Below are 22,747 nucleotides of genomic sequence, written 5' to 3'. Positions count from 1 at the left end.
CAACAGCGATTACACGCGCTCGTCACCAGCCCGACCTACGCTGCCGGCGTGATCAAGGAGGCGCGGATGCGTTGGCTCACCCCGCTCCTGGCGGCGGCACTCGTCCTGTCCACTGCCGTGACCCCGGCGTCGGCGGCACCGGACGGCACGCTGCAACTGAAGTCGTCGGCGGTGCGCGTCGGTGAACCGATCGAGGCGACTTACACCACCCCCGTCCCGCACGCGACCAACTGGCTCGGCCTCTACTCCGACCCCGGCAACGGCCCGGTGGACGAGGAGTACGTCGGACCGTCGACCCGGTGGACGTACATCACGGCGGGCAGCGGCAAGGCCGTGCTGCCGACCGACGGGCTGGAGCCGGGCGACTACATCGTCTTCGCCTTGGCCCAGGACGGGTACCGGTGGCTCGCGACGCCGGCGAAGGTGAAGATCACGAGCAACGCGCCGTTGCACTTCATCACCGACACCTTCGACCTGCGCAACGCCCGCGCCCGCGTGCCGTACCAGGCGACGGTGCGGGGACTGGTGCGCGGGGACGTCGACGGACTCACCTTCCGCAAGACCGGCGGCCCGGACTGGATCACCGTGTCGGCCGAGGGTCACATCGGTGGAACCCCCCGCTCAAGCGACTCCCGGCGCTCGGCACCCCTGCGCGTCGAGGCGCGCAACGCACGCGGCGAGACCAGCACGGCGACAGCGGGCGTCGACGTCCGCCCGCCGGGCACGAAGCTGGTGCCGGAGCTCAAAGCGATGAGCTTCAACCTGTGGCACGGCGGCAGCCAGGTCGACGGCGGCCGGGAGAAGCAGCTCCGGTTCCTGCTCCGGTCCGATGTCGACGTCGTGGGTCTCCAGGAGACCTCGGCCACCTCCACCCGGGAGCTGGCGGAGGCGCTGGGCTGGGACTACCACCAGGCGGGCACCGACCTGGGAGTGATCAGCCGGTACCCGATCGTCGAGCGCAGGCAGCCGGTCGCCGGCGGCCCGCTGTCGGTGGCGACGAAGGTGCGCGTGCGCGCCGACGAACGGCAGGAGGTCGTGGTGTGGAACGTCCACCTCGGCCACAACCCGTACGGCCCGTACGACGCGTGCTTCGGCAGGATGACGGAGGAACAGCTACTGGCCAACGAGGAGCGCTCCGGCCGCACGCCCCAGATCGAGGCCGTGCTGCGGGAGATGCGCCCGGACCTGGCCGCCGCGTGGCGCACGCCGGTGCTGCTGGTCGGTGACTTCAACGCGCCCTCCCACCTCGACTGGACCGCGACCACCCGCCGGTGCGGCTACGGCGACGTCCCGTGGCCGACCTCGGTGCTCCCCCTGCGGGCCTCGCTCCGGGACTCCTACCGGGTGGCGAACCGGAACCCGGTGACAGCGCCGGGGGCCACGTGGTCGCCGGTCTACCCGGTGTTCACCGGTGGCTACGGCCACGACTCGCACAAGGGCGAGCCGGAACCGCAGGACAGGATCGACTTCGTCTACTACGCGGGCCCGCTGGGTGTGGTGAAGTCGGAGGCCTTGGTCGAGGGCAAGCCGGCCGCGGTTCCCCACCACCGCGGCAATGCCTGGTCCTCGGATCACGCGGCCGTCCTGACCACCTTCCGCACCGCCTGGTTCTGACCGACCGGCCTCCGGTCGATCGGTGCGGGCGTCCGGGGCGGGCGTCGCGCACTTCGAGGTCGGGGTGGCGCGCTATCGCGTCCACTTCTGCGCGGGCGGCGGTTCGAGCGTGTCGGCGAGGTGGGTGTCGAAGGCTTCGGCGATGTCGTGGACGTCCCAGCCGTCGTTGCGCAGGACGGGGTCCTTGGCCGAGTGGTGGGACACGATGTGGAGCTTGGCGGCGGTGAAGCGGATCAGTTGGCCGGTCACACCGCTGGAGAGGTCGCTGAGCAGGTAGCTGACGATGGGCGCGATCCTGTCCGGTGTCTGGTCCGGGGCGGAAGGCGTCCTGGTGTCGGCCTGGGCCATCCGGGTCCAGGCCACGGGGCAGATGCCGTTGACCCGTACGCCGTGGTCGGCGAGTTCCACCGCCCACGCGACAGTCATCGAGGCCACCGCGCCCTTGGACGCCGAGTAGGCCGCCGCGGTCGGCTGCCCGACCATCGCCAGCGACGCCGTGTTGACGATCGACCCGCCGCCCCCGGAACGCATCGCCGCGGCAGCCGCCGACCCGCAGTACATCGATCCCAGGACGTTGACCTCGATCAACGCCCGCATCCGCGCGGGGTCGTCGTCCCACGCCGGAGCCTGGTAGCGCAGGCCGGCGTTGTTCACGAGACCGTCGATCCGGCCGAACTCGGTCAGGCACCGCCGGACCGGAGCCCGTGCCTGGTCGGGATCGGCGACCGAACCGATGCTCGCGGCTGCCCGGCCCCCCGCACCCCGGATCAGTGAGACCACGTCCTCGGCCGGTTGCCCGTCGATGTCGTTCACCACCACCGCCGCACCACAGGACGCGGCGTGCAGGGCGTACGCCCTGCCCAGGCCACGACCCGCACCGGTGATCACCACAGCCTTGCCGTCAAGGACACCCATGGCCGGCATTCTGGAACACCAGGCGCACAGACGAGTGACCAATCGTCGAGGACACCCTCCCGCGCCGCGGACCGGATCCGATCAGCCACGGCGTGCCCGCTCCAGCGGTGTCCGGTAGCGTCACCCGCCGTGCTCGGCGCGCGCAGGCGGCGTCCGGACCGGATGATCTCCTGATCGGCCGGTCACGGGCTTGACCTTGACACAGTGGCAAGGTGTCCACTGGCTGCGGGAGGTGGTCCCGATCAACACGACAAGCGGAACCCCGCAGAACACCCGCATGGCCGCCGCGCTGGGCGCCGAGGACTCGTCGGTCCGGCTCCAGGCGGCCCTGGCGGCAGGCTCGAACCCCGACCCGGGCCTCTTGGAGTCCCTTGTGGAGCGGTGCGCGGTCGAGCCGGACTTCTTCGTGCGCGACATGCTGTCCTGGGCGCTGACCCGTCTCTCGCCGGAGATCACCCTGCCCAGGATCCGCCGGGAACTCGACTCCGGGCGCGCTCAGGCCCGCAGCCAGGCGTTGCACACGCTCTCGAAGATCGGCGACAAGGGCGCGTGGGCCTGGATCACGCGTGACATGCTGCGCGACGCCGACGACGAGGTCGCGCGGACCGCTTGGCGCGTCGCGGTCGCCCTCGTGCCCGAGGACGACAAGAAGGACCTGGCCGACGAATTGGTCGTGCAGCTCGGCCGGGGCGACCGCGGCATGCGGCTGAGCCTGAGCCGGGCCCTCGTCGGCCTCGGTGAGGTGATCGAGCCCGCCCTGGAGGAGGCCGCGGCGAACCCCGACCCGGTGGTGGCCGCGCACGCCCGTGCCACCGTGCTGCTCCTGCACGACCCGGAGACCGGGTTCGACGCGGCCGTCGAAGAGGCGAAGCGACTCGTCACACTCGGGCCCGAACAAGCCGCCGCCGCTGCTGCCGCTGCCGCGTCGGGAGTGGCCGGGACCACGGAGCCGACCGAGCCGACCGAGCCGACCGAGCCGGCGGGGGCTGCGGATTGCTGATCGGTGATGTGGCTCGCCACTCGGGGGTGAGCACCCGGATGCTCCGGCACTACGACGCCCTCGGCCTGGTGCGACCGACCGGTCGCACCGTCGGCGGCTACCGCGAGTACTCCGCCGAGGACGTCCGCAGGATCTTCCACGTGGAGAGCCTGCGGTCCCTCGGACTCTCGCTCAAGCAGGTCGGGCGTGCGCTGGAGGACCCGGCTTTCACGCCGTCCGCACTGGTCAGCGACCTCATCCGGTGGACGGAAGACCGCTTGGCACGGGACCAGGAGCTGCTCGGGCGGCTCCGCGCGATCGACGCGTCGGCGCCCACCGGCTGGGAGGGCGTCCTGCGCATCGTCGAACTTATGCAGGGGCTCGACTCGACCAGCGCGGCGCGCAGGCAGCAGGCCGTCCTGTCCAGGCCGGAGGGCGTGTCGGTGCCCGCCGAGCTGCTGGCGGGGGCGGTCCTGGCCGAATCCGACCCCAACGTCGCGGGCGCCTTGCGCTGGGCGCTCGCCCGATCGGACGGCGACGGCGTGGCGACGCTGACCGCCGGCCTGCACTCGGAGGACGTCGACGTCCGCCGGCGCGCGGTACTGGCGATCGCCGACATGCCCGACGCCCCGGCTACGACCGCGGCGCTCGCGGACGCGCTCGGAGACCCGGACACGACGGTGCGCAGGCACGCCGCTCTGGCCGTGGGCACGCGCGGGGTGGCCGCGGCCGTGCCGACACTCGTCGGCATGGTGGTCGAGGGGGCCAACGACGTCGACGCGGCGGAGGTACTGGGAACGCTGTCCCAGGACCCCGGGTGCGCGGACCGGATCCTGACCGCGCTGAGCGACGAACTCGCCGCGCACACCGCGGACTCCGCGGCGCGGATACGCCTGACCCAGGCCCTGGTCGAGCTGCCGGGGACCACCGCGCGGGAGGTCCTGCGCCGACTGGCCCACGACGACGACCGCGCTGTCGCCCTCGTCGCCTCGGCCTTCGTCGCCGCTCTCGAAGTGCGGTCCACCGAAGACCGGGGCGACGAGGTCCCGTAAAGGCCTGCGGACCCTCGACGCCCCCGCTGCTCGGGCCGGTGTTCGCTTGCTTCGCGGGACCGGATCGTTCGAGGATCGTTCCTGTGGTGGAGTGCGTTCGCGGACCGGCGCGCTAGGGTGTTGCTGCCGCCGTCGCCGGGTGTGCGTTCAGAGGGGTTTCCTCATGCTGATCATGGCAACGGCAGCGCTGCTGGCCCTGTCGACGGTGGTTCCGGCGCACGGCGCGGCCGGTGCCGATTACGCTGGTCCCCCGATTTCCGTGAGCGTGGTGACGGCCGACGGATCGGGCTGCCGCAGCGTCATCGTCACCGTCGCCGAGGACCACGAGTCCTTCACCACCACCTTCGGTGACTACATCGCCAAGGTCGGCGGCGGGACCGGCAGGGTCGTCGATCGGGCGTCCTGCCGGCTGGAACTCCGGATCGTCCCGCCGAAGAGCTTCACCTACGGCATCGCGCGTGCCACCTACAACGGCTACCTCCACCTGGCACGGGGCGCGACGGCGGCGCACAAGGCCAACTTGGCCTTCCAGGGCCAGATCGGCATCGTCAACGTGGAAAGGAAATTCTCCGGGCCCCAGAGCGACGAGTGGGAGGTGGAGCACACGGCCACCCCGGGCGGGATCGTCTACGTCCCGTGCGGCGAACTCCGAAATCTCACCATCAACGCGGAACTGCGGGCCAATCTCGGCTCCTCCGACCCGGCCGAGTGGAGCATGATCTCCGGGGACTCCGTCGACGCGCCCGCCCACGCCGAGTACCGACTGGCGTTCAAGCCCTGCCGGTGATGTCGACGAGGCCGTCGAGTTCTTGTCGGACGCGCTGGGCGTCGGCGTCGCGGCCCTGTCGCCGGTAGAGCTCCAGCGCCTTCAGCCACACCGCGCGGGCTTGTCCTGGTTGGTCGAGGGCGTGACGGGTGTGGCCGAGGTGCTCGCGTGTCTGGGCTTCGTAGTAGGTGTAGCCGAGGTCGTGGAAGAGGGCGAGCGCCTTGTCGTAGTGGTCGAGGGCGTCGGCGTAGTGCCCCACCTGGTGGGCGATGTAGCCGAGGCTGTCCTGCGTCACGGCCTCGCCCTCCTGGTCGTGGCTGCGGCGGTGGAGGTCGAGGGCGGCTGCGCAGTGGGTGCGGGCGGTGGTGTAGTCGCCGAGCTGTGCCTGTAGCCAGCCCATCGAGCCGAGGGCGCTGGCCTCCTCCGAGCCGTGAAGGCCGGCGGCCCGGAACAGGCGGAGGCCGGCGGTGACGTGGTCCAACGCCTGCTGGAGGTCTCCCCGTTGTTCTTGGGCCCAGGCCAGCGCGCGGTGTGCGTAGGCCTGTCCGGCGATGTCACCGGCCCGCTCGCCTAGCACGAGGTCCTGGTGGAGGTGCTCCAGGGCCTCGGTGTGCTGACCCAGCCTGGAGAGGGCGCGGCCGAGGAAGCGGTGGGCACGGGCCCGGGTGGCGAGGTCGCCGACCTGACGGGTCGCGGCCAGCCCCGCCCGCCACACGGCGAGGTTGTCGTGCAGGTGTCCCAGCCGGCGGTGGAACGTGTCCAACACCCACGCCATGCGCCACACCGTGTCGTGTCGGCCTTGTTCGACGGCCTGGGTCTGGGCCGCCAGGAGGCAGAGGTGCTCGGTGGTGAACCACGCTCGTGCTTCCTCTTCGTCCTGGAAGCCCTGTGGTCGGCAGTGGGCCGCAGGCGGGTCGAACTCGATCTGTGGGCGCTGCGGATCCAGGAGCAGGTCCGCCGCGCGGGCGGTGTGCAGGTAGAAGCCTGCCACCCGCTCCGACGCGGCGCGCCGCACCGGCTCTGCCAGGTCCTGGGCGGTGGTGGCGGCGTAGGCGCGGACCAGGTCGTGCATCCGGTAGCGGCCGTGCGGGCGCCGGTCGAGCAGTGAGGCGTCCTCCAGGGCGCGCAGGGCCTGGCGTGCCCGCGCCTCGGGCAGGCCGGTGAGGGAGGCGGCGGCGGGCAACCCGGTGTCCGGGCCGGGGGCGGTGCCCAGCAGGGCGAACACCTGCCGTTGGTCGGTGGTCAGGCCGCGCAGGGACCAGGACAGCACGGCGGGCAGGCTGGCGGTCGGGTCGTCGTTGTCGAGTGCGTCCAGACCGAGGTCGCGCAGTTCGGCGGCGAACTCGGCCAGCGGGACCAGGGGGTGGGTGGCGGCGTGGCGCGCGGTGATCGACAGCGCCAGCGGGTAGCGCCCGCACAGCTCGACCAGGTCGTCGATCGCCGCGTGCTCGGCGGCCACCCGTGCCTCGCCGAGGCGTTCGGTCAGCAGGGCACGGGCTTCCCGCCGGGGAAGGATGTCGAGCTGCAGGTGGCGTGCGCCGTACCGGTCGATCAACGCGGCGAGCGTGGTGCGGCCGGTGACCAGCACGGCGCAGGCCGGGCTGCCGGGCAGCAGCGGGACGACCTGGTCGGCGGTGGCGGCGTTGTCCAGCACGACCAGCATCCGCCTGTCCGCGACCAGGCTGCGGTACAGCGCGGCCTGCGCGTCGGGGTCGACGGGAAGGCGGCCCGGGGCGACGCCGAGCGCGTCGAGGAAACCGCGTACCGCGACCGCCGGGTCGAGGGGCAAGCTGTCGGGGCTGAAGCCGCGCAGGTCGACGAACAGGTGCCCGTCGGGGAAGCGGTCGGCGTGGCGATGGGCCCAGTGCAGCGCCAGCCAGGTCTTGCCGATGCCGCCCGTCCCGCCCAGCGCGGAGATCACCACCGCCGTCCCGTCGGCGGTTGTCAGGGCGCGGTCCAGGTCGGCCAGGTACTCCGCGCGACCGACGAAGTGGGCCGGGGGCGCGGGCAGTTGCCGGGGCGCGTCGCGGCGGTCGTCGCGGCGGTCGTCGGGTGCGGGCTGGTCGAGCACGCCCGGGTCGGCGGGGTAGGGATGGTCGGGCAGGGCGACCCAGGCGGTGTCGCGGACCTCTTTCACCTGCACCGACACCGGTCGGAAGGTGGCCGGGTCGAGCACCGCGCAGTGGCGGACGACCTCGTCGAAGGTCCAGCGCGACACGACCAGCGCGACCAGCCCGGGTGAGTCGGCCAGCGCCTGCTTCACCGTCGGCGCGTCGAGCAGGCGGAAGGCGGTGGTCACCGCGGTCGAGGTGACGCCGTGCCCGTCGAAGGCCACCTCACCGGCGTGCACCGCCACCCGCAACCGAGTGCGTTGCGCGGCAGGGCTGGTGTCGTTGTGCTCCCGCAGCGCCCGTGCCAACGCCTCCGGCAGCACCTCCACCAACGGCGCCTTGGGGTACTCGGGCGGAACCAGCACGAACACGCTGTCGCCGCGGTCCTCGTGGTAGCAACCGTCCCACGGCACCCCCGCCGCGCGCAGGCTGTCGGCGACCACCCGGTACAGACCGGCCCGGGTGCCCACCTGATGGGGCAACGTCCGCCGCGGGTCGCCGAACCCCTCCACATCCACCACGACGATCGTGCGGTGGACCGCCTGACCGGACTCCACCATCCCGGTTCTACCGCACAGCCGCCAGGCCTCTCCGCCCCACTGCGGGTACCGCCCGATCAGCCGCACAGTTCCACCCGACCGTGTCCACCCAACTCGTCCACCGCGGTGTGACCAGGGACATCGGGTGGTGGTGCAGCGTCGGTTCGGCGGCGGCCTCATGCAGTGCATGACACAAGCTCCACCACAGCGGACGGAGGTGTCGGCCCTGGGCGACACCTCCGGGAGCGGGCCGCCTCTTGGGACGGACGCGGATCTCTGGCGTCTGATCGCGGGTGACGGGCCGGAGGCGCACGCGGCTTTCACACGTTCCTCAACGCCTGGCACACCCGCGGCAGGGCCGTGCCCGCGCTGCGCCTCGCCCTCCGGGGCAGTGCCCTCGCGCAGCTCGTAGTGACGGAGTCGAGGCCCACCGGTGCCGTCCACGACGGTGACCGACCGACCGGCTCCTCCGCAGGAGCGCACGAGCCCCGAAGGCCGGAAGCTGGGCGAGTGGGTTCCGGGAACCCGGCGCGCATCTCCACGGGTCGAAGCGTCAGCTCGACGTTCCGACGGCACTCACCTCGTGGACCAGGTTGCGGACGACCGAGACGCGCGATGCTTCGGGCAGCATCTCCAGGGCCGCGTTCGCCCGAGCCAGGCCGGAGGGCCGGTCGCCGGTGGTCGACTCCGCCAGTGCGATGCAGATTTCCCGGTGAGCGGTCCACTCGACCATGTCCGGCGGCACGTCGCCCAGTGCCGACCACATCGCCGTCTTGTCGCGCAGGAGTGCGAAGACGCGGCTCTCGGCCAGGCTCAGCCGCCAGGGCGCCATCTTGTACATCGTCGGCTGCGTGGCCGGTGGAAAGCGGTCCAGTGCCGTTCGCGCCGCCTCGATGGCGGACGTGGCGGTGCGACGGTCGCCCAGGCGCGCGAACGCCCAGGCTCGTGCGGCATGGGCCTCGGCGGCGTCGACGTCCTCCGCCATCCGGAGCACGGTCCGCGGATCGACGTTCTCGTGGGCCGCGCGGAAGGCCGCGCGGCCTTGCAGCCAGAGGATCACCGACGAATCACCTGATCGCGTGCCGGCCAGCCGCGCGGTGCGCCACCAGCGTTCGCCCTGCGGCTTGTCGCCCAGTGACGTCGACGTCATGGCCTCCAGCGCCGCGAGGCGGCAGGCGACCGCCCACAACTGCGGGTGGTCGGCCAGGGCGGGGCGCAGGCAGGCGAGGTCCCTGGTGAGGCGGGCCTGGAGGTCCGCGGCGGGCACGGTCATGTAGTCCTGGCCGTGGGTTTCCGCTATCTCGTGCCAATCGTCGACGGTGGCGTCGAGCGACGCCATCAGGGCGTGTCTCAGCACCTCGCTGACCGCCGAACCCGTCAAGACCCCGGCGCCCATGCCCAGGCCCGCCAACAGCGTGCGCCGTCTCACCTGGTCAGCCTCTCCCGCCACGGCGACCAGGAAGCCTCCGACGCCCAGCGCGTGGTCCAGTGCCCGGACGACGGCCGGGTTCGGCTCCCGGGCACCCGACTCCAGATTGCCGATATGCGATTTCGACACCTTCGACCGCGCCGCGAGAGCCGCCAGGGACAATCCCGCTTCCTCCCGCAATTGGCGCAGAGCCGCCGGAAACGAGTCCATAGCCACACCTCGCACGAGGACGCTGATGGGTGAATTGCGACGACCGATCACGCTCCGTGCCGCTCATGCTACTCGATGCTACGCGGCGGTGGCGGTCTTCATCAAACTTTTCCCGTGCCCCGGTCGGCTCTGGTCGGTTGCGCACTGCGCGGCCTCGCGTGCGGCTGAAGACGCTTGAAGACGCTCAGCTCCTCGTGTGCCGCACCGCACGACCCCACACTGGCTGACATGACGGAGAAGCTGTTCTCGAAGCGATGGTCCGCCGGCCACCGGCGGCACCTGCTCTTTCCCCGCAGCCGCCTTTCACGGTGGCCGGCACGCTGGTGGCTCGCGGTCGCCGCCGGTGTGTCCGTATTCGTTTGGGGCTGGTGGACCGCCCAGTCCGACCGGTTCGCCTGGTTGCCGGTCGACATCCTCGGCCAGGTCCTCGGGGACCTGCTGGTGGCCGGGCTCGTCCTGCTGCCGAACGTCGAAGCGCGAAATCGCAGTTCCAATGATTCGGAAAGGGTGTAGTGAGTTGAACTCGTATCTGTCGAATCCGCAGACCGGTCCGGATTCGTCCGGCCTGCCGATCGCCTCGATCGTCGCCGCGCTGAAGAACTTCACCTATCGGCCGGAAACGCTGCCGCTGAATCCCGACCGCAAACCGTTCGGACAAGTCAGCGACGAACTGTGCGCACGGATCGCCCGGGAGGCGTTGACGGTCTCCGAGCGGCGTGGCCGGTTAACCGATGTCGTGCGCCAAGTCGCCGGGTGTGAGATTGACGAGCCCGTGCGGCGCACGACCATCGAGACCCACGTCGGACTGGTCGCGGTGGACCCGGGCCTGGTGGCTGGATTGCTCGCGCTCGGGTTCGAGCCCCACGACTTCGCCGGCGAGCAACCGACCGGGTACCAGCACAACTTCACCCAGCAATTCGTCCTCGACCGGTCGCGCGGTGACCACGGTCGGCTGGGAGTGCTCCTCCGGCGGCGGAGCGAAGAGGCGAAGAAGCTGGTCCAAGGCCACCCGGGAGCCACTGGTTTCATCGAGTCCGAGACGTACACGGGTGAGTACGACGTGGTCCTGCCCGACCGCCCGCTCGAACCCGGGGCGCTGGACCGCTTCCCGCATGACGCGCTCGCGTACCGGGAGGTGGCCGTGCCGACGACCGCGGCCGAGGCGGCCGTGAGCGGCGTGCCGATCGACTCCCGCCGTGCGGCGGACGTCCACGTCAAGATACCCGGACACTTCGTCCGCCACGCGGCGAGAACGCCGGCGGAGCAGATCGCCGAGCACGAACGGTCCCGTGACCCGGCCGGGCGGAGGCTCGGCGACTGCCTGCGGGCGATCGGCTTCTACCAGCAGATTTCGCATTCCGGGAACTTCCTGTACACGGCACACTTCGGTGAGTTGGGGGAGTCGAATCGGACGTTCCGCGAACTAACCCGGTTCGCGGCGGAGCACGGCGGCATCGTCAGTGTCGTGCGCGAGGCGTGCACTGCCCTGTGGCGCACGACCACGACCACGGAGTCCGGTGAATCCCGGCTCGCCCCCGTGCCACCCCTGCTGACCGGCCGGTGACGCCCTCGGGTGAGACGGTGCGTCGAGCGGCTTTCTGATCAGGTCATGTGGCTGAGGAGTGCCTCGATCTCGTGCGCTGCCGGATCCTGCCGCTGGATCGCCAGCTCGTGGGCACGGCGCCAGACGTCGATGGCTTGAGAACGTTCACCGGCGGCCACCAGTCGGTGGCCGAGACGGACCCGCAGGGCCGACTCGCGTGCTGTCGCATCGACTTCCTCCGCGACCTTGAGCGCGTCCCTGCCCGCCTCGACCGCCGCCCGGTGGTCACCGCTCGCGGCGTGCACGTTCGCGATCGTGTCCAGGCCGGCGATCAGGCGCGACAGCTCGCCGGTGGCCCGGAACTCGGCCGCCGCCTGCCGCGCGGCGGTCAGCGCCTCGGGGAACCGGCCCAGTCCGACGAGCGAGTTGGCGTGGTTGTTCAGCGCCATCGCCGCGAGCACCGCGTCCTCCCCGGCGAGGGCGAGGGACCGGGCGCGCACCGTCGCGTCGTAGGCATCGCGATGACGTCCGGCCGAGTTGTAGATCGAGCTGAGGTTGAGCAGCGAGGTCGCCTGTTGGTTGTCGTCACCGAGCTTCTCGAAGATGCGCAGCGCCCTCACGCCGGCGGCGAGGTCGTCCTCGGTTCGCCCGAGCTTTTCGTAGGGCAGCGTCAAACCGTTGCAACACCTGGCTTCCAGGTACTCGTCGCCGAGTTCGACCGCGTAGCCGAGGCTTGCCTCGTACGCCGCCATCAAATGCGTGTAGCCGCCGCGCAGGTGGAAGTAGTTCCAGCAGAGCTGCGCGATCAGGATGCCGGTGCGTTTCCCGCCGTGCTGCTCGGCGTTCAGCACCAGTTCGAGCAACGTGTCCCGTTCCGCGTCATACCAGGCCATCGCCGTCCGGCGGTCGGTGAACTCCAGCGCGGTGACGCTCTCCGGCAGCGGTTCCACGGGCAGTTCGTGCGGCTCGGAAGTCAGGACGTGGCGGCCGTTGACCGCGGTGTGGACGTACCAGCCGACCAGGCGGTCGCGCGCCGTCCGTTCCTCCTCGGCGTCGCGCGCGATCCCCTGCGCGAACTCACGGATCAGGTCGTGCGGTTCGTAGCGGTCGTCGTCCCGTCTGCCGAGCATGCTGGCCGTGACCAGCCGGCCCAACGCCGTCCCGGCCCGCGTCCCGTCCACCCCCGCGAGCGCCGCCGCGGCCGGGACGCTGATGTCGTTGCCGGGGAAGAGGCCGAGCAGCGCGAACATGCGGGCCGCTTCGGGTTCCAACGACTCGTAGGACCACCTGAAGAGCGCGCGGAGATCGGTGTCCGCGTCATCGTCCAACGACAGCGCCTCCAGCCGACTCGGCTTGCGCCGTATCGAGTCCACCAGTCTCCGCAGCGGCCACGCCGGGTGCAGGGCGGCCTGTTCGGCGGCGAGCCGGACGGCCAGCGGCAGTCGCGCGCACAGTTCGACCAGCTCCACCGCCGCCTCCCGCTCGTCCTCGACCCGGGCGGCGCCGATCACGCTGCCGAGCAGGACGAGCGCTTCGGCGGGTGACAACAGGTCCAACGTCAGCAGCCGGGCGCCTTCGCGGACCGACAGGCCGCGCAGCCGGGACCGGCTGGTGGCCAGCACGAAGGACCCGTTGCCCGGCAACAGCGGCCGGACCTGCTCGCTGTCCTTGACGTTGTCGAGCAGCAGCAGCACCCGCTGCCCGTCCAGCACGCTGCGGAACAACGCGGTCCGCTCGGGGACGCCAGGGGGAATCCGGTCGGTGGGCACACCGAGCCCGCGCAGGAGCGATTCGAGCGCGTCGCCGGCGCCGACCGGTGCGCTCGGCCCGAAGCCGTGCAGGTTGAGGTAGAGCTGGCCGTCGGGGAACAGGTGCTTGACCCGGTGCGCCCAGTGAACCGCGAGGGTCGTCTTGCCGATCCCTCCCGCGCCGTCGATCACGAGTGCGCCGGTGCCGTCGAGCGCGTCACCCAAAGCGTCCAAAGTGGACACCCGGCCGACGAACCCGCGGATCTCCGGCGGTAGCTGCCGTGGCCGCGAGCCGGTCACCGGAACCGCGCCCGCGCCGGCCAGGATGTCCTGGTGGACGGCGCGCAGCGCCGGGCTCGGATCGGCGCCGACGGCGTCGGCGAGCCGCCTGCGGACCACCTCGTACCTCTCCAGCGCCTCCGCCTGCCGTCCGCTGCGGTACAGCGCCAGGATCAGTTGCCGGTGCAGCCGCTCATCCAGCGGGTGGTCCTCGCTCAGTCCCCGCAACTCGGCGAGCGCACCCGAGTGCCCGCCTCGTTCGATCCGGACGTCGAAGTGGTCGAGCCGGGCGGCGAAGTGCTCGGCCAGCAGCGACTCCCGGACCTGGTCGAGCCAGTCGGTGCGCAGGCCCGCGAACGGCTCACCGCGCCAGAGCGCGAAGGCCTTCTCGTGCTCGCCCGCCGCGACCGCGTCCCGATACCTGTGCAGGTCCAGGCATCCCGGCTGGACGACCACCCGGTAGCCGAGCGGACCGCGTTCGATGGCCGGGCCCATCACCTGCCGCAACCTCGACAGGTAGCTCCAGAGCGTGTTGCCGACACGTTCCGGCAACGACTCGCCCCACACCCGGTCGGCCACTTGGTCGAGCGACACCGTCCGATTCGCGTCCAGGAGCAAGGCCGCCAGCACGCACCGCCGCCGCGCGGGCCCGAGATCCACCACCCGACCGTCCACGCGCACGACGAGTTCACCGAGCACGTCGAACTCGACCGCCATGAGCCCCCTCCCCCGACGCCTTGTATAGCGAGACGCCGGGGAAGGGGCAAGGCCGGACACAAGGAGTGGACAAGGTCTGCGCACGGACGGCCTGCGAACTTGGCGTGACAGTCCGGAACGAGAAAGGGATCTTCGATGCGATCGATCAAGGGGATCGGGAGTCGGGTGGCGATGGCGGCGGCTCTCGGCGTGGCCGCGCTCATCAGCGGCCCCGGCGTGGCTTCCGCGGCCGACGTCCAGCCGCAGTACTGGAACTACAAGTGTGATCACGGGAGGGCTTGCGTCCACCACCAGAACGGGGACGTCTGGAACGTCGAGCGCTGCGGGGTGAGCGGTCTGGACGACTTCTTCCGCTACGCCAAGGCGCACGGCAATGCCTTCACCATCTACTACGCGAACCACCCCCCTGTCTTCATTCCGGCAGGGACCGAGAGGGCGATTCCGTCCTCCCGGGCGACAGGGGTGCACGTGTACTGCTGAGTGTTGACGGTGTCGACAACGCTTTCGCAGGCTTGATCCGGCGCCGAGGAGGCGTTCCCTGTCGACACCTCTCGACAGGGAACGCTCGGACTCTTCAACCTGCGGTACCTGCCACCGTTCACCGGCGGGCTCTTCTTCGGGGCTATCGCCGGTGCGGCGCGGTCTCGCGGATCAGCACGGAGACCAGGACCAGCAGGATCGGCGCCGCGCCGTACAGCAGTAGCGTGTTCGCGAGGTCGTGCGTGGCGTCGGCGACCGCGCCGCCGAGTTGCGGGCCCAGGGTTCCGCCCACGGTTTCGCCTACCGCGATCTGGAGGGCGAACGCCGTGGCCATCAACTCGGGCGGCACCGATTCGCCGGGCACCACATAGGCGATCAGCGTGAGCGAGCCTCCCGCCATCAAGCCCACCACCATCGACGCCATGAGCAACGGCACAGAATCCGCGAACAGCACGAAGAACACCGGCACCAGTCCGCTGCACACGGCAGCCGCGCACAGGGCGGGTTTGCGGCCGAACCTGTCCGAGACGGCGGGCGCGACGATGTTGCCCAGTGCGATGACGAGGCCGTACACGGTGAGCACGAGGGTCGAGGTGGCGGGGGAATGCCCTTCGGCGGCGAGGAAGACCGGTGCGAAGGTGCCGAAGCCGATGCTGGAGCCGATGCAGACCGTCGTGCCCACGAGCGCCAGCAGGACGTTGCGGTTGGCCAGAACCAGGCGGAAGTCACGCGCCCGGACCCGGTGGGTGTGCGTCGCGGACCCCTCCTCGCGCATGAACACGGCCACCAGGATCGCCACGGCGATGCCCGGGACGGCGACGAGGGCGAACGCCGGTCGCCAACCCACCGCCGTGGCGAGCCCGACCATGATGCCCGGCGCGAGCGCGCTGCCGATGACCAGTGTCCCGGCGATGACGATGCCCAGGTTCCGCCCGCGTCGGCCCGGTGACGACGCGCGGGCGACCGCGCCCTGGATCAGCGGTATCGCCGGACCCTCGCAGAACCCGATGATCGCGCGGAACAGCAGCATCGTCTCGTAGTCCGGGGCCAGCCCGATCAGGCCGACGGCACCGGAGAACAGCACCAGGCTCGCCACGATCAGCCACTTGGCCCTGCCGCCGAAGCGGTCCGACAGGACCGAGAAGATCAGGCTGGAGATCGCCCAGGTGATGGCGGTGACCGAGACCAGCGAGCCGAGCTGGCTGTTGGTCAGGTGGAGTTCCGCGCCGATCTGCGGGAAGAGGAAGGTGATCCCGAAGCGGTCCAGGAACACGATGCCGGCGGCGAAGAACATGATCGTGACCAGGGTGTTCCGCCGGCTCGCGCCGGTCAGGTCCCGGTCCTGTCTTCGAACTGGCCCGGTGGTCGACATGGGTGACTCCTCACAGGTCGGTCGAACCGGCGATCCGCAGCGCGGCTCCCGGGAAGAGGTCGAGCGCGCGGTCCCGGACGCCGTCGGCTTCCCGGGAGGACAGCGCTCCGCAGTGCCCGAGGCTCGACCGGTTCGCCTCGGCGGACGCCTCGGTCGTGCACGGCGCACCCCAGTCGCTGCCGTAGACGATGTGGTCGGCTCCGACCGTCGCCACCGCGGGGAGCAGGGACTGCGGGAAGGCCGTCGCCGCCGTGTCGACGTAGAGGGACGAGACCTGCGCGTCGATGTCGTGCGCGGTGATCCCCTGCGGCACCCAGGACTCGTTGCCCAGCAGTCGGAGTCGCCCGGTCAACGCGGGGAACGCACCTCCGCAGTGGGCGATCACGAACGTGATGCCGGGATGGCGCGCGAACGTCTTGCGGAACACCATGTCGAAGACCGTGCGGGCGGTGTCGAAGGCCACCTCGTACAGCGGCGCGGGGTGGTCGAGCGTCGGCGGCCGGCGGGCGTCCGGGTGGACGAACACCACGGAGTCCCACTCGTCGAGCTGCTTCCACAGCGGGGCAAGGGATTCGTCGCCCAGGTGGACACCGTGGTAGTTCGTCGTCACCGCGAAACCGTCGGCGCCGAGGACGTTCCGCGCCCTCCTGGCCTCCGTCAACGCGGCCGACGGGTCGTCCGTCGGCAGCGCCGCCAGGAGCCCGAACCGCGACGGGTGGTCCTGTACGAGCGTCGCGCCGTAGTCGTTGGACGCCCGGAGCGCGGGCAGGCTGTCCGGGACGTTGCTCAGCAACTGCATGGCGGTGCCGGAGGAGTCCATATAGGACAGAGTCCGCTCCACCGACCACTCGTGCGGTTCGGGGAAGTAGATCCCTTGCCCCAGCATGGCCTGCCAGGTGCGCACGCGTTCTTCCGCCGTGCTCGGCACCGTGAAGTGCGCGTGGATGTCCACGTAGCGGCCGGTCGATTCCGCAGCGCTCATCTCGTCGTTCCCCTCGGTCGGCGTCGGAGCTTTCACCGGTCCTGGAACAACCGAAGGCCCTCTTCGATCTCGGAGAGGGGGCTCTGCGCCAGGTAGGGGGCCAGCGCCTCGCGGGCCTCCGCCGGGGAGAGCAGCGCGGACCGCGGGACTTCGTCCACGCGCCAGCTACCGGTGTCGTCGTACACGAACTCGCCGACCAGCCGCCCGTCCCGGTAGGGCCAGGTGGCGGCGAACCGGTGCGAGACCTGGTAGGTGCCGTCCGGGTCGACGCCCTCGCCGGCGAGTGCGGGATCGGTGCCGCGCACGACCTGGGCGAAGGCGGCCTCGATGAAGATCCCGTAGTCCGACACGGCGACTTCCTCCTCCAGCGCGCCGAAGACGTTCACCCCGCGACCGACGATGTCCGAGTAGAGGCCGCGCACCTCGTCCATGCCGTCGAGCACCGTCGTCCGCCCGCGTTCGGTGAGCCGGTAGACCGGGTGCTCGACGGTCATCGTCGGGATCAGGATGTCCTGCCACAGCCCTGAAACCTCCAGCAGCGCGTGCCGGCGGTAGTTCTTCAGCACGTGCCGGTGCTTCGGGTTCTCCACCACCGCGAGCGCGGCGTCGACGCCCGTCGAGATGTCCCGCACATCGAATACCTTCAACTCCGCACTCCTTGGAACTGTCGTGGCCACGTCGCCACGAGTGGTGGCACAGACTTTCCGTGACGACCCCGCGTCCCGGCATCACCGTGTCCGTTGAATGGACCCCTTTTTGTCCACAAGGGACACACCCGTCGTCAGGGACCAATTTCTTTCGGGCCGCCGGCGGAGACCACGCGGTCGGGGTCGTACTCGTAGATCCAACCGTTGGCGATCAACGGGTCCAGCTCGGTGAAGGACCGGTCGCGCGCTCGCTGGTCCGGTCCGTCGGGGAGGTGGTTGACGTGTGATCGCCCGTGGCTCAACTCCTGGAGCCTGGTGGTGCGGGGGAGTCGCAGCGCTTCGTAGCGCTCCAGCGCCCGGACCGGGTCGGCGACGTCCTCGGCGAGGCACCGGGCCAGCACGGCGGCGTCCTCGATCGCCTGCGCGGAACCCTGGGCGAAGAACGGGAACATGGGGTGTGCGGCGTCGCCGAGCAGCGTGACCGGCCCTTCGGACCACCGCCGGAGGGGCGCGCGGTCCAGCAGCGCCCACCGGCCCGGGGTCTCCGCCGCCCGGATGAGGTCGACCAGCCTGGGATCCCACCCGTCGAACTCGCGCAGGAACTCCTCGACCGTCGCCCGCGCCGTCCACGACTCCACCGAGTCGTCGCCCGCCGGCGCGAACGCCACGAGGTTCACGAACTCGCCCGCCGAGACCGGGTAGTGCACGAGGTGCCGGCCCGGCCCGATCCAGAGGCTCTGCGCGGGCCGCCGGGCGAACGACGGCGCGCGGTCGCCGGGCACCAGGGCGCGGAAGGCGCACAGGCCCGAGTACGTGGCCGCGCGCGGTTCGGCGATCGCGCCGCGCACCACCGAGTGCACCCCGTCCGCGCCGATGACGACGTCGGCCCGGACCACCTCGCCGTCGGCGAACCGCAACTCCGGGCGGCCTTCCCGCAGGGCGAGCGCGGCGCACCGCCTGCCGAGCCGGATCGTCCCGGGCGGAACGGCGCTCCTGATGACCTCCAGCAGGTCGGCCCGGTGCGCCGCGTAGGTGTGCTCGCCGTAGAGCCGCTCGCACGCCGCCGCGAGGTCCTCCGCCGACAGGACCGTCCCGTCCTGCCAGCGCCGGAACTCCCAGCCGACGTCCAACCGGACGGCGCGGCGCAGCAGTGCCTCCAGCACGCCGAGCCGGCGCAGGAGGCGGGCGGCGTTCGGCGCGACCACCAGCCCGGCGCCGACCTCCGCCAGCACCGGCGCCTGTTCGTACACGGTGCTGCGCAGCCCGGCCTGGTGGAGGAAGGCCGCGGTGGCGAGGCCGCCGATCCCGCCGCCGATGATCGCGATCCTCGGTGACCCGATGTTCGACCCGGACATCTCAGTCTTCGGCTCCTGCGGTCGTGTTCGCTTGCACGATGACCACGTCATGCTGCCCGGCCGGGTCGGGCGGACTGGCACGATCGACCGTCCTATGGACATACTCGGCGGCCCTCGGACCGGACGCCGACAGGAGGACGTGCCGTGCCCCGCACCAACGAACCCGGCCGGAGCGTGAGTTCCCGCCTGCTGGAGGTGCTGTTCGCGTTCCAGCCCGACCAGAGCGCGCTCACCCTCGCCGACCTCGTGCGCCGGACGGGGCTGCCGCACGCGACCGTGCGCCGGCTCGCGATGGAGCTGGCCGACGTCGGCGCGTTGAGCCGCAACCAGGACGGCCGCTTCACGATCGGCTTGCGGCTGTGGCAGCTTGGCACGCTGGCCCCGCTCACCGAGTCGCTGCGCAGCAGCGCGCAGCCGTTCATGGAAGACCTCTACACGGCGCTGCGCCAGCACGTGCAGTTGGCGGTCCGGGAAGGCACGGAGGCCGTGATCATCGAGCGGCTGTCCGCCCCGCGCGCGCCGGGCTTGGTCTCCCAGGTGGGTGGCCGGCTGCCGCTGCACTGCTCGGGCGTGGGCAAGGTGCTGCTGGCCCACGGCGGCGGCGACCTGGTCGACGGTGTGCTGTCCGGCAAGCTGCGGCGCTACACGCCCCGCACGATCGTCGACCCGGCCGTCCTGCGCGGCCAGCTCGCCGAGTGCCGCCGCACCGGCACCGCGAGCGTCCGGGGTGAGCTGACCACCGGCGCCGATTCGGTCGCCACCCGGATCGTGGACGGTGAGGGCACGGTGGTGGCGGCGTTGTCGGTGGTGGTGCGGGCCGGCTCGGTGAAGCACCAGGCGGCGCTCCCGTCGTTGATCGCCAGCGGTCTGGGCATCTCCCGCGTGCTGGGGTGGCGTCCGGGGATCAGGATCCGCGACGCGTGAGCCGTGGCCGGATGTCCATTGAACGGACATCGCACTGGGCGCGGCGCACCGGGCGGGACGACAATCCGAGCAGCGGCCGGCCGTGCGCCGGATCAGGTGGGCGCGGCGGCCGAGGAGTGTCCGCGAAGACGTCCGAGGCGGCACCCGCACTGCCCGAGAACCTGGAGGACGACCATGGCCGAACGGGACGTGTCCGGCGCCGTCGCCGAACCTCCCGCCGTCCCGGCGAGCGAGCTGTTCAGCGAGGAGCGATCGGCGGAGGTGGTGGCGGCGAGTTTCGCCGGCACCCGGGACGCGCGCCTGCGCCGGGTGCTCACCTCGCTGGTGCGGCACCTGCACGACTTCATCAAGGACGTCGAGCTGACCGACGAGGAGTGGGCGGCGGCGATCGAGTTCCTGACCGCGACCGGCCGGACGTGCACCGAGACCCGCCAGGAGTTCATCCTGCTCTCGGACGTCCTCGGCGCGTCGATGCTGGTCGAGACGATCAACAACCGGGCGGGCGACGGGACCACCGAGTCCACTGTGGAGGGTCCTTTCCACGTGGTCGCCTCGCCGCGCCGTGAGCTGGGCGCCTCCATCGCCGAGGACGGCCGGGGCACGCCGTGCCTGGTGACCGGCAGCGTGGCCGGCCCCGACGGGCGGCCGGTGCCGGGGGCCGAGGTCGACGTGTGGCAGGCCGACGACGAAGGCTTCTACGACGTGCAGCGGCCCGAAACGAAGTCGGACCGGAATCTGCGCGGCCTGTTCACCGCGGACGGCGACGGGCGGTTCCGGTTCCGCTCGATCGTGCCGCGCTACTACCCGATCCCCGCCGACGGACCGGTCGGGCGGCTGCTGGCGGCGACGTCCCGGCACCCCAACCGGCCCGCGCACATCCACTTCGAGGTGTCCGCGCCCGGCTACCGAACGGTGACCACCCACCTGTTCGTGGCGGGCACCCCGTACCTCGACTCCGACGCGGTGTTCGGGGTGAAGCCCAGCCTGGTGCGGGATTTCCCGCTGGTGGACGATCCGGTCCGCGCGGCGCAAGCCGGTCTGCCGAACCCGTTCCGGACCGTGCACTTCGACGTCGTCCTGAGCCCGCTCGACGGCGACGGGGGGCGGTGACCGTGTTCCGCTCCGCCTTCTCCTACGACGCCGCCCCGATGCGGGTGCGCTTCGGGGCCGGTGTGGTCGCCGAGCTGCCCGAGGAGGTCGTCCGGCTGGGATTGCGCCGTGCCCTCGTCCTCTGCTCGCCCGAGCAGGAAGAGACCGGCCAGGCGATCTCCCGCGCGTTGGGCGCGCATTCGGCCGGGGTGCTCGCCGAAGCACGCATGCACGTCCCGGTCGAGGTGGCGCGCCGGGCGCGGGAGCGGGCGGTCGAACTCGACGCCGACTGCTGTGTCGCGGTCGGCGGCGGATCGGCCGTCGGCCTGGGCAAGGCCGTCGCGCTGGAGCACGGCCTGCCGGTGGTCGCGGTGCCCACCACCTACGCGGGCTCGGAGATGACCCCCGTGTGGGGCATCACGGAGAACGGGCGGAAGCGGACGGGCCGGGACCGCCGGGTGCTGCCCGCGAGCGTCCTCTACGACCCCGAACTCACCGTCGGGCTGCCGGTGGGGTTGTCCATGACGAGCGGCTTCAACGCCATCGCGCACGCCGTCGAAGCCCTCTACGCCCCCGACCGCTCGCCGATCATCTCGTTGATGGCGGAGGAGGGCGCGCGGGCGATGGCCGAAGCGCTGCCGGTGGTGGCGGCGGACGGGAGCGACCTCGACGCCCGCACCCTGGCGCTGTACGGGTCGTGGCTGTGCGGCGCCTGCCTCGGTGCCACGACGATGTCGTTGCACCACAAGCTGTGTCACGTGCTCGGTGGTGCGCTGGACCTGCCGCACGCCCCGACGCACACCGTGCTCCTGCCGTACGCGCTCGCGTACAACCAGGACGCCGCCCCCGACGCGGTCGAAGCCCTGCGTCGTGCGTGGCACGGACAGGATCCGGCACGTCGGCTGTGGGATCTCTCCGGTCGGCTGGGCACACCGCGGTCGCTGCGCGAACTCGGGATGGCCGAGGCCGACATCGAGCGGATCGCCGAAGAGGCCGTCCGAGACCCCTATGCGAACCCCGCGCCCGTGACCTACGAGGGCGTGGCCGGGTTGCTCCGCGCCGCCTGGGGCGGAGAACCACCCGTACCGGGGTGACCGGTGTGGGACGAGTCCGGCCCGCGGCGCACGACCCGTTGCGGCGCGGCGTGGATCAGGTCGTGGTCGCGCCCGATCGCGCCGGCGGTCCGGAGCAGCATCGGCAGCAGCTCTTCGACCAGCTCCCGGTGGCCGACCTCGGCCGCGATCGCGGCGATGTTGACCGCGGCCGTCGTCCGCCCGTCGCCGTCGCGCAGCGGCGCGGCGACGGACCGCACACCGAGCGCCACCTCCTCGTCGGTCGACGCCCAGCCGCGGGCGCGGACCTCGCGCAGTTCGGCTTCGAGTTCCCGCGCGGACTTCGGCCGGTGCGGGCGGACGGGGGACCGGCTGGGCGTGGCCAGCGCCCGCCGCAGTTCGTCGGGGTCCAGGGCGGCGAGCAGGACCTTGCCCAGCGCGGTGCTGCCGGCGGGGAAGCGCGTGCCCACCTTGACGTTGACGGAAACCACCTTGGGCGCTTCGACGCGGGCCACGTAGAGGATGTCCGACCCGTCGAGCTGCGCGATGGAGGCGGCCTGGTCGGTGCGGGCGACCAGTTCGGCCAGGTGGGGCCCCGCCACCTCCCAGAGGCCGGTCGAGAGCGTGTAGGCGACGCCCAGTTCGAGCACCCTGGGCGTGAGGGTCACCCCTTCGGGCGTGGACCGGGCGTAGCCGAGGTGTTCGAGCGTGAGCACGATCCGGCGGGTCGTCGGCCGGGCCAACCCGGTCGCCGTCGCGATCTCCGCGAGGGACATCGGCACGGGGCGCGTGCCGAAGCACTTCAACACGTCGAGACCACGGGCCAGGGCCTCGATGAAGTCGGGGCCGGCGTCGTCGCGTGGCATCGCACTCCCTTCGTCGGCGATCGGACGACAGCCTAGCCAGGCCGGTGGGCTGCCGTGCGCATCGGCCGTCATGCGGAC

Annotated in this window: 19 protein-coding genes; 10 read left to right on the top strand and 9 right to left on the bottom strand. The window is 71.6% G+C overall.

Going from position 1 to position 22,747, the window contains the following annotated elements:
• Positions 1 to 48: 48 nt before the first annotated feature.
• Positions 49 to 1,614, top strand: coding sequence for an endonuclease/exonuclease/phosphatase family protein (locus ACQPZF_RS25500; protein ID WP_433260940.1), 1,566 nt, complete (start codon positions 49 to 51; stop codon positions 1,612 to 1,614).
• Positions 1,615 to 1,686: 72 nt separating this feature from the next.
• Here ACQPZF_RS25500 and ACQPZF_RS25495 read toward each other — a convergent pair whose 3' ends face one another.
• On the bottom strand, positions 1,687 to 2,529 hold the full coding sequence (locus ACQPZF_RS25495; protein WP_433260938.1) for an SDR family NAD(P)-dependent oxidoreductase: 843 nt from the start codon (positions 2,527 to 2,529) through the stop codon (positions 1,687 to 1,689).
• Between the two features lie 232 nt (positions 2,530 to 2,761).
• Between ACQPZF_RS25495 and ACQPZF_RS25490 the strand changes: the two genes are divergently transcribed.
• The 3 genes from ACQPZF_RS25490 (at position 2,762) to ACQPZF_RS25480 (ending at position 5,347) form a co-directional block, all read left to right on the top strand.
• On the top strand, positions 2,762 to 3,529 hold the full coding sequence (locus ACQPZF_RS25490) for a HEAT repeat domain-containing protein (protein ID WP_433274692.1): 768 nt from the start codon (positions 2,762 to 2,764) through the stop codon (positions 3,527 to 3,529).
• Complete coding sequence (locus tag ACQPZF_RS25485) at positions 3,523 to 4,560, top strand: MerR family transcriptional regulator (protein WP_433260936.1); 1,038 nt, start codon at positions 3,523 to 3,525, stop codon at positions 4,558 to 4,560. Before ACQPZF_RS25490 ends, ACQPZF_RS25485 begins: the two co-directional genes overlap by 7 nt.
• 163 nt (positions 4,561 to 4,723) lie before the next feature.
• The gene (locus ACQPZF_RS25480) at positions 4,724 to 5,347 is read left to right on the top strand and encodes a DUF4360 domain-containing protein (RefSeq protein ID WP_433260934.1); all 624 of its coding nucleotides are present in this window, start codon (positions 4,724 to 4,726) and stop codon (positions 5,345 to 5,347) included.
• On the opposite strand, the gene ACQPZF_RS25475 is transcribed toward ACQPZF_RS25480, so the two are convergent.
• Positions 5,331 to 8,063: an ATP-binding protein gene (locus ACQPZF_RS25475; protein WP_433260932.1), complete on the bottom strand. Its 2,733-nt coding sequence runs from the start codon at positions 8,061 to 8,063 to the stop codon at positions 5,331 to 5,333. The genes ACQPZF_RS25480 and ACQPZF_RS25475 overlap by 17 nt on opposite strands.
• Positions 8,064 to 8,529: 466 nt before the next feature.
• Positions 8,530 to 9,615 carry a helix-turn-helix domain-containing protein gene (locus ACQPZF_RS25470; protein ID WP_433260930.1) on the bottom strand — a complete coding sequence of 362 codons (1,086 nt, stop codon included), beginning with the start codon at positions 9,613 to 9,615 and terminating at the stop codon, positions 8,530 to 8,532.
• A gap of 228 nt (positions 9,616 to 9,843) precedes the next feature.
• Here ACQPZF_RS25470 and ACQPZF_RS25465 point away from each other — a divergent pair, with 228 nt between their 5' ends.
• Both ACQPZF_RS25465 and ACQPZF_RS25460 read left to right on the top strand, forming a co-directional pair.
• On the top strand, positions 9,844 to 10,128 hold the full coding sequence (locus ACQPZF_RS25465; protein ID WP_433260928.1) for a hypothetical protein: 285 nt from the start codon (positions 9,844 to 9,846) through the stop codon (positions 10,126 to 10,128).
• Between the two features lie 4 nt (positions 10,129 to 10,132).
• Positions 10,133 to 11,179, top strand: a complete 1,047-nt coding sequence (locus tag ACQPZF_RS25460; protein ID WP_433260926.1) for a hypothetical protein — start codon at positions 10,133 to 10,135, stop codon at positions 11,177 to 11,179.
• 38 nt (positions 11,180 to 11,217) lie between these two features.
• On the opposite strand, the gene ACQPZF_RS25455 is transcribed toward ACQPZF_RS25460, so the two are convergent.
• Positions 11,218 to 13,902 (bottom strand): BTAD domain-containing putative transcriptional regulator, encoded by a 2,685-nt coding sequence (locus ACQPZF_RS25455; protein ID WP_433260924.1) that lies wholly within the window; start codon positions 13,900 to 13,902, stop codon positions 11,218 to 11,220.
• Positions 13,903 to 14,037: 135 nt separating this feature from the next.
• On the opposite strand from ACQPZF_RS25455, the gene ACQPZF_RS25450 reads away from it, so the two are divergent.
• Positions 14,038 to 14,382, top strand: coding sequence for a hypothetical protein (locus ACQPZF_RS25450; RefSeq protein ID WP_433260922.1), 345 nt, complete (start codon positions 14,038 to 14,040; stop codon positions 14,380 to 14,382).
• A 142-nt stretch (positions 14,383 to 14,524) separates the two neighbouring features.
• On the opposite strand, the gene ACQPZF_RS25445 is transcribed toward ACQPZF_RS25450, so the two are convergent.
• From ACQPZF_RS25445 to ACQPZF_RS25430, 4 genes are all read right to left on the bottom strand, one after another.
• Positions 14,525 to 15,754, bottom strand: a complete 1,230-nt coding sequence (locus tag ACQPZF_RS25445) for an MFS transporter (protein WP_433260920.1) — start codon at positions 15,752 to 15,754, stop codon at positions 14,525 to 14,527.
• Positions 15,755 to 15,764: 10 nt separating this feature from the next.
• Positions 15,765 to 16,736, bottom strand: coding sequence for an amidohydrolase family protein (locus tag ACQPZF_RS25440; protein WP_433260918.1), 972 nt, complete (start codon positions 16,734 to 16,736; stop codon positions 15,765 to 15,767).
• Positions 16,737 to 16,768: 32 nt separating this feature from the next.
• A complete protein-coding gene (locus tag ACQPZF_RS25435) occupies positions 16,769 to 17,383 on the bottom strand; it encodes a hypothetical protein (protein WP_433260916.1) in 615 nt (204 codons plus the stop codon).
• Positions 17,384 to 17,517: 134 nt separating this feature from the next.
• Positions 17,518 to 18,738, bottom strand: a complete 1,221-nt coding sequence (locus ACQPZF_RS25430; protein ID WP_433260914.1) for an FAD-dependent monooxygenase — start codon at positions 18,736 to 18,738, stop codon at positions 17,518 to 17,520.
• 144 nt (positions 18,739 to 18,882) lie between these two features.
• On the opposite strand from ACQPZF_RS25430, the gene ACQPZF_RS25425 reads away from it, so the two are divergent.
• The 3 genes from ACQPZF_RS25425 to ACQPZF_RS25415 all read left to right on the top strand — a co-directional run bounded on the left by ACQPZF_RS25425 (position 18,883) and on the right by ACQPZF_RS25415 (position 21,845).
• A complete protein-coding gene (locus tag ACQPZF_RS25425) occupies positions 18,883 to 19,662 on the top strand; it encodes an IclR family transcriptional regulator (RefSeq protein WP_433260912.1) in 780 nt (259 codons plus the stop codon).
• Positions 19,663 to 19,836: 174 nt separating this feature from the next.
• Positions 19,837 to 20,772, top strand: coding sequence for a dioxygenase (locus ACQPZF_RS25420; RefSeq protein WP_433260910.1), 936 nt, complete (start codon positions 19,837 to 19,839; stop codon positions 20,770 to 20,772).
• Positions 20,769 to 21,845: a maleylacetate reductase gene (locus tag ACQPZF_RS25415; protein ID WP_433260908.1), complete on the top strand. Its 1,077-nt coding sequence runs from the start codon at positions 20,769 to 20,771 to the stop codon at positions 21,843 to 21,845. The genes ACQPZF_RS25420 and ACQPZF_RS25415 overlap by 4 nt, the downstream gene beginning before the upstream one ends.
• On the opposite strand, the gene ACQPZF_RS25410 is transcribed toward ACQPZF_RS25415, so the two are convergent.
• The gene (locus tag ACQPZF_RS25410) at positions 21,782 to 22,669 is read right to left on the bottom strand and encodes an IclR family transcriptional regulator domain-containing protein (protein ID WP_433260906.1); all 888 of its coding nucleotides are present in this window, start codon (positions 22,667 to 22,669) and stop codon (positions 21,782 to 21,784) included. The two genes, ACQPZF_RS25415 and ACQPZF_RS25410, sit on opposite strands and share 64 nt — an antisense overlap.
• Positions 22,670 to 22,747: the final 78 nt, after the last annotated feature.

It is taken from the genome of Actinosynnema sp. CS-041913 (genome assembly GCF_050942485.1).
In the GTDB taxonomy this organism is placed as follows: Bacteria; Actinomycetota; Actinomycetes; order Mycobacteriales; family Pseudonocardiaceae; genus Actinosynnema.
The sequence above is the reverse complement of the archived record's forward strand: the minus strand, read 5'-3'. Positions and strand labels throughout refer to the sequence as shown.